Below are 13,618 nucleotides of genomic sequence, written 5' to 3' on the forward strand. Positions count from 1 at the left end.
AAAAATGAAAAATATACCTTATTTATTAATCGCCGCACGCTTTCTTTTCGCACCAATTATTTTTAGTTTAGCATATTTCAGTGGCGGAGATTCACGATTTATAATCTTAACCTTAATGTTTATCGGAATACTCACAGATATTTTCGACGGAATTATCGCCAGAAAAGTAGGAGTTTCATCTGAAAAATTACGAAGACTCGACAGTCAGGTGGATTTGGTATTCTGGCTCTCCATCGGTTTTGCAGCTTACTATCTCAATTCTGATTTAATCAAATCTGAGTGGAAAAGTGTTGTATTAATTTTAATTATGGAAGCACTTTGCTACATCGTCAGCTGGATAAAATTTGGAAAAGAAACCTGCACGCATGCATGGCTTTCAAAATTGTGGGGACTGAGTCTGTTGCTGGCTTTCACTTATCTGATAGGCTTTCAAAAAGCAGGCTGGGCTTTCGATTTAACTGTAATTCTCGGACTGATTTCTCATCTGGATGTTATCTTAATTATTTTAATTCTTCCAAAATGGCAGTACGACGTTCCAAGTTCATTCCACGCATGGAAAATCCGTCAGGGTAAGCAGCGGAAAAAATCGGTATTTTTAAACTGAGTCTGATTTTAATTTAAATAACTGATATTTTCTTAAAAAGACGGCGTAAACTTTAATTTGCGCCGTTTTTTTGTAACTTTGCCAACATTAATTTTTTAGACAGAAATTTTATCATCAACAAATGAAAAAGCAGACGATTAAAGAAGTCCTTCAGGACTACAAAAAAGTATTACATCATGACATTACAGTTTACGGTTGGGTAAGAGCATTCCGTTCTAATCGCTTTATCGCGCTAAATGATGGTTCTACGATTAATAATTTGCAAATCGTTGTTGATTTTGAAAATTTTGACGAGGAAATTATTTCTAAAATCAGTACAGCTTCTTCTCTAAAAGTGGTAGGAGAGGTCGTAGAAAGTCAGGGAGCAGGACAAACCGTAGAAATTATCGCTAAAAAAATCATTGTTTTAGGAGATAACTTTACTGAAGAAAGAGACAAAACGATTCTTCAGCCTAAAAAACACTCTTTGGAAGTGTTGAGAGAGCAGGCGCATCTCAGATTCAGAACCAATTTGTTTGGGGCGGTTTTCAGAGTACGTCACGCAGTGAGTTTTGCGATTCACTCTTTTTTCAACAAAAACCAATTCTTTTATATCAACACACCAATTGTAACCGGAGCCGATGCAGAGGGAGCTGGCGAGATGTTTGGTGTAACGAATTTTGATTTAAACAATATTCCGAGAGACGAGCAGGGTGATATCGACTTCGCACAGGATTTCTTCGGAAAGAAAACTAATTTAACGGTTTCCGGACAGCTTGAAGGAGAAACTGCGGCAATGGGATTGGGGAGAATTTACACTTTCGGACCGACCTTCCGTGCTGAAAATTCAAATACCACACGTCACTTAGCTGAATTCTGGATGATTGAGCCTGAAGTTGCTTTCAATAATTTGGAAGACAACATCGATTTGGCGGAAGATTTCCTTAAATACGTGATTCAGTACGTTTTGGATAACTGTAAAGATGATTTGGATTTCTTAGACAAACGTTTTGCAGAAGAACAAAAATCAAAACCTGAAAAAGAAAGAGCTAAAGAAGGACTGATCGAAAAGCTGGAAAATGTAATTGCCAAGCGTTTCAAGAGAGTTTCTTACACGGAAGCGATTGAGATTTTATTAAACTCAAAAGAAAATAAAAAAGGAAAATTTGCTTATCCAATCGAGGAGTGGGGCGCAGATTTGCAGTCTGAGCACGAAAGATTCCTGGTGGAGAAGCATTTTGAATGTCCTGTAGTTTTATTTGATTATCCAAAAGAAATCAAAGCGTTCTACATGAAACTGAACGACGACAATAAAACTGTTGCCGCAATGGATGTACTTTTCCCTGGAATCGGTGAAATCATCGGCGGTTCTGAAAGAGAAGCGAGATTGAATGTTTTGAAAACAAAAATGACAGAAATGCACGTTGACGAGCACGAATTGTGGTGGTATTTAGATACCAGAAGATTCGGTTCTGTTCCGCACGCAGGTTTTGGTTTGGGATTGGAAAGACTGGTACTTTTCGTGACAGGAATGACAAACATCAGAGATGTAATTCCTTTCCCGAGAACTCCGAAAAATGCAGAGTTTTAAATTCAAATAAATTTATATAGAAAACCGCCGAAGATTATTGATTTTCGGCGGTTTTTATTTTTAGATAAAAAAATGACTAGTCATCAGATAATATTTTAGTCATTCCAAAATGTAAATCGAAGAATGAAAGAAGATTTTTCTGAATTTTTAAACATAAAAAAGCCCTAACGACGTATCGTTAAAGCTTTTAAAGTTCCTAATAGTTTATTATGGTGTCTTTATATCAAAAATCATGCTAAAATGCTTTTTTGTCGAAAATTTTTTATAAATTCGTAGAATAACATTTACATACACCAGATAATAATATGCTAAAACAACATTTACAACTTAGACTTGGTCAAAAACTGGCACCACAACAGATTCAGTTGATGAAGTTGATTCAGCTTCACACTCTGGAATTTGAAGAAGAACTTGAGCGTGAACTCGAAGAAAACCCCGCTCTCGAAATTGCAAAAGAAGAAGGTCAGGAAGACGAATATGCGCCGGCAGATGAAACTGTTTATGAAAATGAGGGCAATGAGAGTATTGAAACCGATTTTGACGTAGAACAATATCTATACGATGATGAGCCGAATTATAAGACGGCATCAAGCAACTATTCTGCGGACGATGAAGACTTTGACAACGAAAGTCTGCTTACAGAAGGTCAGTCGCTGTATGATTATCTTAACGAGCAGGTTCATTTGAGCAATATCGCTGAAGAAGATCTTAAAATAGCTGAATATATCATCGGAAATTTGGATACTGACGGATATTTAAGAAGAGAAATAAAAGCTATTGTTGACGATCTGGCGTTTTCTCAGGGAATTTATACCACAAAGGAAAAGGTGGAAGATGTGCTTGAAAACTACGTCCAGAAGCTGGATCCGCCAGGAGTGGGAGCTAGAAGTCTTCAGGAATGTCTTCTTTTGCAGATCGAAAAGAAAGTAAGTTCAGATAAAGCAGTTTCACTGGCTGCGGGTATCCTGAGAAATCAGTTTGATGCGCTTACCAATAAGCATTACAACAAAATCATTCAGAAATACGATATTGAAGAAGAAGATTTGAAGGCCGCTTTGGAAGAAATTTCAAAACTGTCTCCAAAAGTTGGCGGAAACTTCGATACTCAGACGATTACAATCAATCAGGAGATTATTCCGGATTTTGTGATACAGGTGAAAGACGGACAGGTGATTCCGATGCTGAACAGTAAAAATGCACCAACGTTAAGGGTAAGTGAAGAGTATAAAGATATTCTTTCAACATATTCTCATGACAAAAAATCTTCTGAGCACAAGCAGGCAGCTTTATTTATTAAACAGAAACTTGATGCTGCAAAATGGTATATCGATGCTATTAATCAGCGTCAGAATACTTTGCTTCAGACCATTAATGCAATTGTAAAGTTCCAGAAAGCATATTTCCTTACAGGTGACGAAAAGTCTTTAAGACCAATGATTTTAAAGGACATTGCCGATATTACTGGTTTTGATATTTCTACAATTTCAAGGGTTGTAAAAAGCAAATACGCCGATACTCCAAACGGAATTCTTTATCTTAAAGATTTATTCTCAGATTCTTTAACGAATGATGATGGCGAGGAGGTTTCCACAAAGGAAATTAAAAACCATCTTCAGGAAGTCATCAGCAAAGAAAACAAACGAAAGCCGCTTACAGATGATGCTTTGGTGGTGATGTTGAAAGAACAGGGCTACAATATTGCAAGAAGAACAATTGCTAAGTACCGTGAACAGCTCAATATTCCGGTAGCAAGATTGAGAAAGGAATTATAAAAACGAAAAAGCATTTCAGAACGAAATGCTTTTTTTATGTTTGAATTATAAATAAAATTAATTTGCCTGAGAATCAATGTCTTTCAGCTGTTTTAAACTTTTATCAAGTCTACCCATGATGATTCCGTAAACCAGCCTGTAGTAAAGCCAAATCAGAAGCACACACAAAACAGTACTCACGATAATTGCCATGATAAAACCATTTTTAGCGGAAGGATCAAGTTTTATTTGCTGATGATTGATGACATAAAATACAAATCCGGTGAAAGCGCCTGTAAATAACACAAATAAAAGGATATTCGTTAAAATAAATGCGTTGACAGTCTGTTTAAATTTGATAATTCTTGTGATAAATGCTTTCAGATCTTCCTGAATTTTTATTTTCTTATAATTCTGATAAAATTTAATAACAAAATATCCAGTTACAAACAGAGTGGTAATCTTGATGACGAGATAAATCTTTTCAAGGTGATTTCTCAATTCCTCATTTTCTTCCACACCTAATCTCTGCAGTAAGCTCATAAATGAATTCGAATCTTTATCCTGAATGATGTAATAAAATCCAAACAAAGTAAAAAACAGAAATTCTGCCGCGCTGATCCAGAAAATATATTTCATGTAGTTGCGCGATTTTTTATTGAGCATCTTCAAGATCTCACTGTCGTTATATTTATTCTCAACGGGTTGCTTTTGCCATGTGCTTTTAAAGCTGTCTAAATCAAAATCAGGCATATTTTTCCATCTTTTCTTTAAGAATTTTTTTCAGTCTGTTCATTTTTACACGGGCATTTACCTCCGTGATACCAAGGTTTTCGGCAATATCTCTGTACGGCAGATCATCAAGATACATCATCACAATTGCTCTTTCCACATTCGGCAACGTTTTGATGACCTGATAGAGGAGTGAAATCTGCTGTTGCTTATCGTCATTGTCATCCTCATAATCTCTGAGGTTGATATCCAGTTCATTGGTCTGTAAAGATTTGCTTTTTTTTCTGAATAAAGTAATGGCGGTATTCAATGCCACACGATACATCCAGGTAGAAATTTTAGAATTTCCTTTAAAGGAATCATAGCTTTTCCAGAGTTGAAGCACGATTTCCTGGAAGAGATCTTCCTCATCCTCAAGAGAATTGGTGTAAAGACGCGACACTTTTATAATCAATCCCTGATTATTTTTGATCAGCTGCGCAAATTCTTTTTCCTTGGTCACCAATTTAGTTTTTCAACTGCACGAAGATATGATATAATTTGAAAGTTTGAAAATTTACTAATTTGAAAATGAAACATGCAGTTTTTTTTAGAATAAAAATTACTGTAACTCATTATCCGAAGAACATTCTATGAACATTGCTGCTATTAAAGCAAGTGAAAAAATCTTCATAAGATTGCGAGGTTGGAGAAAGTATTATGTTGTGGAGAATACGGGGATCTAACCCATAACCTTCAGACTGCCAGTCTAACACCAAATAATGTGTAAACTGAAAATTTGTAAATAATCTGTGAATCTCAACGCTTAATAAAAATTTTCAAATTATCTCATTATCAGATTTCAAATTATCTATCTTTGCACCCACGAGAAAACCGGCCTGTTGATTCTCATTTTTTTGAGGGTAGGAAAGTCCGGACACCATAGGGCAGCAAAGCGGATAACATCCGTCATCTGTGAAGATAGGACAAGTGCAACAGAAAGTATGTACAGTTCGGCTGTAGTGAAACCAGGTAAACTCTTTGCGGTGCAATGGTAAGTATATCGGTGCTTTTTAGAAATGGAAATAGGGGCGGCCCGTCCTGAAAACCGAGGGGTAATCAGCTCAAGTTGTGCAGCAATGTACAACGTAGATAAATAACAGGCGTCCCGATTCTCGGGATACAGAATCCGGCTTACAGGTTTTCTCGTTTTTTTATAAATGCCACGAATGCACGAATATAATTTGTAATTATAAAAATTCGTGCATTTGTGGCAATTAAACTTGGCTCTTTTTACTTTTGCCTTGGCTCTTCCTCACTCACTTTCCAACTGCTTTTTAGCATCTTCCAAACCTTTTTTGTCTTCCTTGGAAAGTTCAGGGAATTTTAAATCCATTTTTTCCAAAGTTTCTATAATAATCTGAATCGCTGCCAGTCTTGCAAACCATTTATTATCTGCCGGAATCACGTGCCACGGAGCATGATCTTTAGAAGTTTCGTTGATGGCAGTTTCGTAACAGTCCATGTATTTGTCAAACAGAGCTCTTTCGGGAAGGTCTGCTGAAGAAAATTTCCAGTTTTTTTCCTGTTCGTTGATGCGGTCGAGAAGTCTTTTCTTTTGTTCGTCTTTCGAAACATTCAGGAAAATTTTGATGATAGTCGTTCCGTTATTGGCAAGGTGTTTTTCAAAATTACTGATACTTTCGTAGCGGTTTTTCCAGAATTTATCATCAAAATCTTTCACATCATCCCACGTTTTTTCGCTCAAATTATATTCAGGATGAACCTTGCAAACCAAAACACTTTCGTAGTGCGAACGATTAAAAATTCCGATCATTCCCTTTTGAGGAACTGCTAAGTAATGCCTCCAAAGAAAATCATGTGCATATTCTTTTGAGTTTGGAGTTTTAAAACTAGTCACATTACAACCCTGAGGATTTACGCCTCCGAAAACATGCTCGATTAAAGAATCTTTTCCTGCTGCATCCATCGCCTGAAGTACGACCAATAAAGATTTGCTTCCATCGGCATATAATTTTTCCTGAAGTTCACGAAGTTTTTCTTTTTCCTTCATGATCATTTCTAAACCGTCCTCTTTCGTAAGTTTTCCCTTATATGAAGTTTCTGTTTTTTTTATTGAAAATTTTCCTTTTACTTTAAATTCTTCTGAAAAATCACTGTTCATTTTTTAATATTTTATCTAAAATAGCAAAAAAAACCATCCCGATAAGAGATGGTTATATAATATTTTATTTTTTGAAAATTAGTTTGCAGCTTTAGCTTGTTTTGCCGCTTTTTTGGCAGCCTTTTCTGCTTTCTTAGCTTCTTTTGCAGCAATTTTAGCTGCTTTTTTATCAGCTTTTTCTTTAGCTTTGAGTTCTTCTGGAGTTAAAACTATTGGCTCAGGCGCTGGTTCAGGTGCTACCTCTACAGCGTTAGCATCTACGTTTCCTTTAATGTAAATGATGCTTCTGCTGTTTACAGGGTCATTAGAAAATACTTCAATCATTTTTGTAAAAGGTCCTGCCAAGGCGGTGTTGTATCCTACCTTAATTTTTGAAGATTTTCCAGGTAAAATAGGATCCTGGCTCCATTCAGGTGTTGTACATCCGCAAGATGGCTTCACGTTTGAAAGTACCAAAGGCTTGTCTCCAGTATTGGTCACAGTGAAAAATCTTGTACCGTCTGATCCGGGTTTGATTGTTCCGTATTCAAAGGTTGTATTGTCAAAAGTAATGGTTTGCGCAGATGCAAAAGCAACTGTTCCCAAAAACGCAATTCCAGCTAGTAAGTTTTTCATATACTTAAAGTTAATATGTATGTTAGATAATTTTGAGGAACAAAGTTAAAAATTATTTTAATTAGTGCTTACATTTTTTTACTTTAAACTATTTTTGCAAATTGTAAGATAAAGAAATTAGAATTTATGCAGATTTCAGAAAAATATAATCCTCAGGAAACAGAAAAGAAATGGTACAAATACTGGCTGGATAACAAATATTTCCACTCAGAACCCAACGAAAAGCCACCTTACACGATCGTAATTCCGCCGCCTAACGTCACAGGAATTCTTCACATGGGGCATATGTTGAACAATACCATTCAGGATATTCTCGTTCGCCGTGCAAGAATGCAGGGTTTCAATGCCTGTTGGGTTCCGGGAACAGACCACGCTTCGATTGCGACGGAAGCGAAAGTTGTTGCCAAACTGAAGTCTGAAGGCATCAATAAATCTGATCTTACAAGAGAAGAATTTTTGAAACACGCATGGGAATGGACCGACAAATACGGGGGAACCATCCTGGAACAGTTGAAGAAATTGGGTTGTTCGTGCGACTGGGACAGAACGAGTTTTACGATGGAACCGAAACTTTCGAGTCAGGTAATCAAAGCTTTTGTTGATTTGTACAATAAAGGTTTGATTTACAGAGGTTATAGAATGGTCAATTGGGATCCTGAAGCAAAAACCAATATTTCTGACGAAGAAGTAATCTTTAAAGAACAAAACGGAAAATTATATTTCCTAAAGTATAAAATCGAGGGTACAGAAGAATTCCTTTCTGTTGCTACAACGCGTCCTGAAACAATTTTCGGGGACACCGCAGTTTGTATTAATCCTAATGATGAGCGATATGCTCATTTGAAAGGGAAAAACGTACTTGTACCGATCGTCAACAGAGTTATTCCAATTATTGAAGACGAATATGTTGATATTGAATTTGGAACGGGTGCTCTGAAAATTACTCCGGCTCATGATCTGAATGATTACGAAATCGGAAAAAAACACAGTCTTCCGATGATTGACTCTCTGGATGATGACGCAAATCTGAATGAGCACGGACTGCATTATGCAGGTAAAAACAGATTTGATGTAAGAAAGCAAATCGCAAAAGAACTGGAAGAAAACGATCTTTTGCTGAAAGCAGAAGATTACGCCAATAAAGTAGGAACTTCCGAAAGAACAGGTGCCGTGATTGAGCCTAAAGTTTCTGTTCAGTGGTTTCTGAAGATGTCTGAAATCGGGAAACCGGCTTTAGACGTTGTGATGGATGATGAAGTGAAATTCTATCCTGAAAAATTCAAAAATACCTACAAACACTGGATGGAAAACATCCGCGACTGGAATATTTCCCGCCAGCTTTGGTGGGGACAGCAGATTCCTGCTTATTATTATGGTGAAGGCGAAAATGATTTTGTAGTTGCTGAAAACATTGAAGAAGCGCTGGAACTTGCGAAAGAAAAAACTTCCAACTCCGAGCTTCCAGCTTCCAGCTTGAGACAAGACCAAGACGCCCTCGATACATGGTTTTCATCATGGTTGTGGCCAATGTCGGTTTTTGACGGACTGAATAATCCTGACAATCAAGATATTAATTATTATTATCCGACTTCAGATCTGGTTACAGGTCCGGATATTATTTTCTTCTGGGTTGCCAGAATGATTATGGCAGGTTTGGAATACAGAAAAGAAATTCCTTTCAAAAATGTTTATTTTACAGGAATTGTAAGGGATAAAATCGGCAGAAAAATGTCTAAATCTCTTGGAAATTCACCGGATCCTTTGGATTTGATTGAACGATATGGCGCAGATGCTGTTAGAGTGGGAATTATGATGAGTTCAGCTGCCGGAAACGATTTAAAATTTGATTCTGAGCAGATTGATGAAGAAGGAAATGTTTTAACTGAAAAACAGGTAAAACAGAGAATGGAAGAAGGCAAAGATGCAATCTACACTTCTCCGCTTTGCGATTTGGGTAGAAACTTCGGTACTAAAATCTGGAATGCTTTCCGTTTAATCAACATGTGGAAGCATGAAGACAAGCCGGCAAATTCTACAGAAATTCAGACTATTGAATGGTTTGAAAATCAATTAAATAAATCAATTACCGAAATTAATGACCAGTTTGATAAATTCAGAATTTCTGATGCATTAAATTTAATTCAGAAATTAATTAAAGATGATTTCTGCGGCTGGTATCTTGAAGCGATTAAGCCAAATTTCGGAGAGGGAATTTCAAAAGAAGTTTACACAAAAACTATTTATTTATTTGAAGAATTGATGAAGCTGCTTCATCCGTTCATGCCTTTCCTTACTGAGGAGCTGTGGCAGACGATTTCAGAAAGAAAAACTGAAGATGCCTTGATGATTGCCCAGCAGAAGAAATCAGAAGCATTTGAAGACAAAATTATCAAAAACTTCGAGACGGCGTCTGAAGTGATTTCAGGAGTAAGAAATTACCGTCAGACTAAAGGGATTTCACCAAAAGAAAGTGTCGAAATATACACCAATGCTACAGAATTTGCCAACGAATCGGTGATTAAAAAACTTGGAAATATTTCAGAAATTCATTTCGGAACAAAAACAGATAAACCAAGCTTTACATTTTTGGTTGGTTCCACAGAAATTTCAATTCCTTTAAGTGAAAACTTAGATTTGGGTGAAGAAAAAGAGAAAACCGAAGAAGAATTAAAATACCTGAAAGGCTTCCTGATTTCTGTAGATAAAAAACTTTCAAACGAGAAATTTGTTGCCAATGCAAAGCCTGAGATTGTGGAAGTTGAGCGTAAAAAACAGAAAGATGCAATTGATAAAATTGCAATTTTGGAAGAGAAGCTTAAAACTTTATAATTATAAACCTTCAAGGTTTTTAAAATCTTGAAGGTTTCGATACTGAATGAAACATATAGAAAATATTAAAAAACTCTTCTCAAAAGACTTTGTGGAAAGTCCGCTTCTGGAGAGTTTTGAAGTCGGGAAAATTTATCTTTCGAGCGGAAAGCTTGTGGCTTGCGATCCTGTTTTAACAAATGATATGAAGCCTTTCACTACAGAATTTCCAAAAGGTGAATTTCAGGTTTTGCTTCACAAAGAAAGGGAAAGCAATTGCGTGGCGTACGGTGAAATTGTTTTTGACAAGACAGAAGCAGTTTATTGGGAAATGGCAACCACAGAAGGACAAAACCTAAAAGATCTGGCTGATGAAGAGGTTTTCGGTTATCCCGTAGAAAGCGGAATGGGCTGTTTCATGGATTATGAAACCCAAAACAGTCTCAATGAACTTGAGCAAAAGCTTTTTCAAAGAAAAGGAGACGATTTCATGGGAATCTATGAAGAATTTTTCCATGAACATTTTTTTGATGAAAACGGAGCCATTGATCAGTACGCATTTCTGAAACCGGACGAAGAAAATCCGCGAAATATTTTCGCCTTTGAAACAGGTTATGGAGAAGGATTTTATGCAAGTTACATCGGATTCGATGCAAATCATAAGCCTGTGAAGATTGTTACTGAATTTATTGAAATTCAGTAAAACCTATTGTTTTTTGAGTTAAATTAGTCGGCATATTCGTATGTAAATGAAATTCTCAAAATCTCAACCTAAAGTAATTGTAATTGGAAGCTGTACTATCGATCAGATGGTCACAGCAGACAGATTGCCGAAGCCCAACGAGTTTGTTTCCGCAAGGAAATCTGAATATTTTTTTGGTGGAAAAGGAGCCAATCAGGCAGTTGGGATGTCGCGTTTGGGAGCTCAGGTTTATTTTATCGGATGTGTCGGGATGGATCCTGCGGGTCAGCAGATCATGAGAAATCTGGTGAAAGAGAATGTGAATGTAGGTTTTGTTACCGAAACCGATCAGGAAACTACAGGAAGTGCCTTTATCACAAAAACAGATCATGATTATTCCGTTGTGGTTATTCCGGCAGCAAATCAGTGTTTAACAACCCAAAAGATTGATGCTGCTGAAAAATATATACGCGAAAGCGACCTGTTGCTTGTACAGCTCGAAATTTCTGACGAACTTCTGAAACATGCTGTTTTAAAGGCCAAACTTCACCATAAAACTGTAGGTCTTTACGCTTCGCCGGCGCGTAAGGTTGATCAGATTATCTTAGATCAGGCCGATTTTATTATTGTAAGAAGCAACGAGCTTTCTTTGCTTTTTGAAGACGAAGATCTTGAAACCGTTGTAAAGAAATTTTCAAATAAATTATTTGTGCGTGACGAAACCAATTCCACTGTTTATCATGATGGAAATGAAATGAAATATCAAAGAGAGGAAAGTGAGACGATGAAATATCAGATTGGAATGGGAGATGGCTTCACATGCGGATTTGCGTACGCTTTTGCACGTGGAAATGATCTCAAAGACTGTGTAAATCTCGGTAACAAAGTTTCGGCAAAAGTTTCTTTGAAAAACGGAGCACAAACGGGACTTCCTCAATTGAAAGAACTTCTCTAAACGTTATTTAATGCATATTTAAAAAGCTTTTAGGAGTTTTTATAGTCACATAATTTTTCCACCTTTGAGGTGGAATTTTTCTTTATGGAAAGAATATATCTTACCAATCCTGATGGTGCGAAAATTTGTCTGCATATTTTCAAACCCGAAAATGACAGTAGAAAACTTTTGCTCATCAACTCTGCAACGGGTGTTCGGCAGCAGATTTATTTCTCTTTAGCTGCATTTTTAAAAAGAAAAGGCTTCACCGTTATTACTTATGATTATGAAGGAATTGGGCTTTCAAAACCTGTTAATTTCAAAAAATCAAAGGCATCAATGCGGTCATGGGGAACTTCGGATTTTAAAATAATCACTGAATTTTTAATTAAAATCTTTCCAAATCATACCAAATTTTGCCTCGGACATTCGGTTGGTGCATTGATTTTAGGAATGAATGAATATTCTAAAATATTTGAAAAATTTATTTTCGTTGCAACTCAAAATGCCTTTATCGGAAACCTAAAATGGAAAACAAAACTCGAAGCTTTTCTCGGGTTCGGATTTGTTCAGCCATTTTTTACAGAGCTATTTGGTTATTTTCCAGCACATTGGTTTGGACTGGGAGAAAGTCTTCCAAAAAATTGCGCTTATGACTGGAGAACCTTAATTTTGAACCGGAAATCCACCAACAGATTATTAGAAAAGACGATTGATTATTCTAAAGATTTAAATCAAAATGTTTTGGTTTTATACGCTGAAGATGATGTCTGGCTGACGGAAAAAGGGGTGAAGTCTTTAATGAATGAAACTTACTCCAATTTAAAACCTCAATTCAGAATTCTAAAAACTTCGGAATCTGAAAAAGGAAAAATAGGTCACATCAATTTTTTCAGAAGCTATAATGAGAATCTTTGGGATATCATTCTGCATGAGATGGAATCGTGACCATTCCTCTCTTTTGGAAATCGAGGAACGAGATTCGCCGAATCAATTAAATAAAATATTGAGGCATTGGTGGCGAAAAATCTTCGATTTTTTGACGGGGTGGTTTTCCGCGAATAACTAAATTAAAATTTAAAAATGAAGAACGTAATAGACAGCACAATAGAATTCGTAAAACAAAAACTTGAAGGCGCAGAAGCCGGTCACGACTGGTTTCACATCGAGAGAGTCTGGAAATTATCGAAAAAAATTGCCCAAACTGAAAACTGTAATCTTGAAGTTGTTGAACTTTCTGCTTTACTTCACGATATTGCTGATCCTAAATTTCACGATGGCGACGAAACTTTAGCTTTGAAAATTTCAGGAGAATTATTGGAAGGCTTAAAAGTCGATGAGAACGTTATTCAGCAGGTTTTATTTGTAATTCAGAACATTTCATTTAAAAACAGAGGAGAAGCACCAAAAGATTTACCAATTGAATTAAAAATTGTTCAGGACGCCGACAGAATCGATGCCATCGGAGCGATTGGTGTGGCTCGAACGTTTAATTTCGGTGGTTTTAAAAATAATCTGATGTATCATCCTGATATTCAGCCAAAACTCAATATGTCGAAGGAAGAATACAAAAAATCAGACGGAACAACAATTAATCACTTCTATGAAAAACTTTTGCTGTTGAAAGATTTAATGAACACCGATGAAGGAAAAAAAATAGCCGAAGAAAGGCATCAGTTTATGCTCTCTTTCCTCGACCAGTTTTATAAAGAATGGAATGTAGATTAATGTTTTAGGCTAAAAAATCTATTCATATCT

The 13,618-nt window shown here is 36.4% G+C and carries 12 protein-coding genes and 1 other RNA gene; 9 read left to right on the top strand and 4 right to left on the bottom strand.

From position 1 onward, the window contains the following. The first annotated feature begins 4 nt into the window (after positions 1-4). From NG809_RS14890 to rpoN, 3 genes are all read left to right on the top strand, one after another. The gene (locus NG809_RS14890) at positions 5-604 is read left to right on the top strand and encodes a CDP-alcohol phosphatidyltransferase family protein (RefSeq protein WP_262151946.1); all 600 of its coding nucleotides are present in this window, start codon (positions 5-7) and stop codon (positions 602-604) included. Positions 605-725: 121 nt separating this feature from the next. Then, a complete protein-coding gene (gene asnS, locus NG809_RS14895; protein WP_262151948.1) occupies positions 726-2,174 on the top strand; it encodes an asparagine--tRNA ligase in 1,449 nt (482 codons plus the stop codon). A gap of 305 nt (positions 2,175-2,479) precedes the next feature. Continuing rightward, entirely contained in the window at positions 2,480-3,946 is a 1,467-nt protein-coding gene (rpoN, locus tag NG809_RS14900; protein WP_262151949.1) for an RNA polymerase factor sigma-54, read from the top strand. 57 nt (positions 3,947-4,003) lie between these two features. On the opposite strand, the gene NG809_RS14905 is transcribed toward rpoN, so the two are convergent. After that, positions 4,004-4,678, bottom strand: a complete 675-nt coding sequence (locus NG809_RS14905) for a beta-carotene 15,15'-monooxygenase (RefSeq protein WP_262151953.1) — start codon at positions 4,676-4,678, stop codon at positions 4,004-4,006. Continuing rightward, positions 4,671-5,162, bottom strand: coding sequence for an RNA polymerase sigma factor (locus NG809_RS14910; RefSeq protein ID WP_056077017.1), 492 nt, complete (start codon positions 5,160-5,162; stop codon positions 4,671-4,673). Before NG809_RS14910 ends, NG809_RS14905 begins: the two co-directional genes overlap by 8 nt. Before the next feature lie 360 nt (positions 5,163-5,522). Between NG809_RS14910 and rnpB the strand changes: the two genes are divergently transcribed. Next, an RNA gene (gene rnpB, locus NG809_RS14915) (RNase P RNA component class A) lies at positions 5,523-5,849 on the top strand. A 102-nt stretch (positions 5,850-5,951) separates the two neighbouring features. Here the strand turns inward: rnpB and NG809_RS14920 are convergent. Continuing rightward, the gene (locus tag NG809_RS14920; RefSeq protein ID WP_262151957.1) at positions 5,952-6,821 is read right to left on the bottom strand and encodes a PPK2 family polyphosphate kinase; all 870 of its coding nucleotides are present in this window, start codon (positions 6,819-6,821) and stop codon (positions 5,952-5,954) included. A gap of 78 nt (positions 6,822-6,899) precedes the next feature. Continuing rightward, positions 6,900-7,436, bottom strand: a complete 537-nt coding sequence (locus NG809_RS14925; protein ID WP_262151959.1) for a DUF1573 domain-containing protein — start codon at positions 7,434-7,436, stop codon at positions 6,900-6,902. A gap of 126 nt (positions 7,437-7,562) precedes the next feature. Here NG809_RS14925 and NG809_RS14930 point away from each other — a divergent pair, with 126 nt between their 5' ends. The 5 genes from NG809_RS14930 to NG809_RS14950 all read left to right on the top strand — a co-directional run bounded on the left by NG809_RS14930 (position 7,563) and on the right by NG809_RS14950 (position 13,588). Continuing rightward, positions 7,563-10,265 (top strand): valine--tRNA ligase, encoded by a 2,703-nt coding sequence (locus NG809_RS14930; protein ID WP_262151961.1) that lies wholly within the window; start codon positions 7,563-7,565, stop codon positions 10,263-10,265. Between the two features lie 46 nt (positions 10,266-10,311). Beyond that, positions 10,312-10,947, top strand: a complete 636-nt coding sequence (locus NG809_RS14935) for a DUF4241 domain-containing protein (protein WP_262151963.1) — start codon at positions 10,312-10,314, stop codon at positions 10,945-10,947. A gap of 46 nt (positions 10,948-10,993) precedes the next feature. Further along, a complete protein-coding gene (locus NG809_RS14940) occupies positions 10,994-11,881 on the top strand; it encodes a ribokinase (protein WP_262151965.1) in 888 nt (295 codons plus the stop codon). Positions 11,882-11,965: 84 nt separating this feature from the next. Next, positions 11,966-12,808 (top strand): alpha/beta hydrolase family protein, encoded by an 843-nt coding sequence (locus tag NG809_RS14945; RefSeq protein WP_262151967.1) that lies wholly within the window; start codon positions 11,966-11,968, stop codon positions 12,806-12,808. 135 nt (positions 12,809-12,943) lie between these two features. Next, positions 12,944-13,588 (top strand): HD domain-containing protein, encoded by a 645-nt coding sequence (locus NG809_RS14950; RefSeq protein WP_262151968.1) that lies wholly within the window; start codon positions 12,944-12,946, stop codon positions 13,586-13,588. Positions 13,589-13,618: the final 30 nt, after the last annotated feature.

Origin of the sequence: Chryseobacterium foetidum, assembly GCF_025457425.1 — a bacterium.
Lineage (GTDB): Bacteria > Bacteroidota > Bacteroidia > Flavobacteriales > Weeksellaceae > Chryseobacterium > Chryseobacterium foetidum.

Excerpts from the sequence above, each read along its gene's own strand:
- asnS (WP_262151948.1), top strand. The coding sequence starts at position 726 with ATGAAAAAGCAGACGATTAAAGAAGTCCTTCAGGACTACAAAAAAGTA.
- rpoN (WP_262151949.1), top strand. The coding sequence starts at position 2,480 with ATGCTAAAACAACATTTACAACTTAGACTTGGTCAAAAACTGGCACCA.
- NG809_RS14930 (WP_262151961.1), top strand. The coding sequence starts at position 7,563 with ATGCAGATTTCAGAAAAATATAATCCTCAGGAAACAGAAAAGAAATGG.
- NG809_RS14920 (WP_262151957.1), bottom strand. The coding sequence starts at position 6,821 with ATGAACAGTGATTTTTCAGAAGAATTTAAAGTAAAAGGAAAATTTTCA.
- NG809_RS14940 (WP_262151965.1), top strand. The coding sequence starts at position 10,994 with ATGAAATTCTCAAAATCTCAACCTAAAGTAATTGTAATTGGAAGCTGT.
- NG809_RS14925 (WP_262151959.1), bottom strand. The coding sequence starts at position 7,436 with ATGAAAAACTTACTAGCTGGAATTGCGTTTTTGGGAACAGTTGCTTTT.
- NG809_RS14890 (WP_262151946.1), top strand. The coding sequence starts at position 5 with ATGAAAAATATACCTTATTTATTAATCGCCGCACGCTTTCTTTTCGCA.
- NG809_RS14950 (WP_262151968.1), top strand. The coding sequence starts at position 12,944 with ATGAAGAACGTAATAGACAGCACAATAGAATTCGTAAAACAAAAACTT.
- NG809_RS14945 (WP_262151967.1), top strand. The coding sequence starts at position 11,966 with ATGGAAAGAATATATCTTACCAATCCTGATGGTGCGAAAATTTGTCTG.
- NG809_RS14935 (WP_262151963.1), top strand. The coding sequence starts at position 10,312 with ATGAAACATATAGAAAATATTAAAAAACTCTTCTCAAAAGACTTTGTG.
- NG809_RS14905 (WP_262151953.1), bottom strand. The coding sequence starts at position 4,678 with ATGCCTGATTTTGATTTAGACAGCTTTAAAAGCACATGGCAAAAGCAA.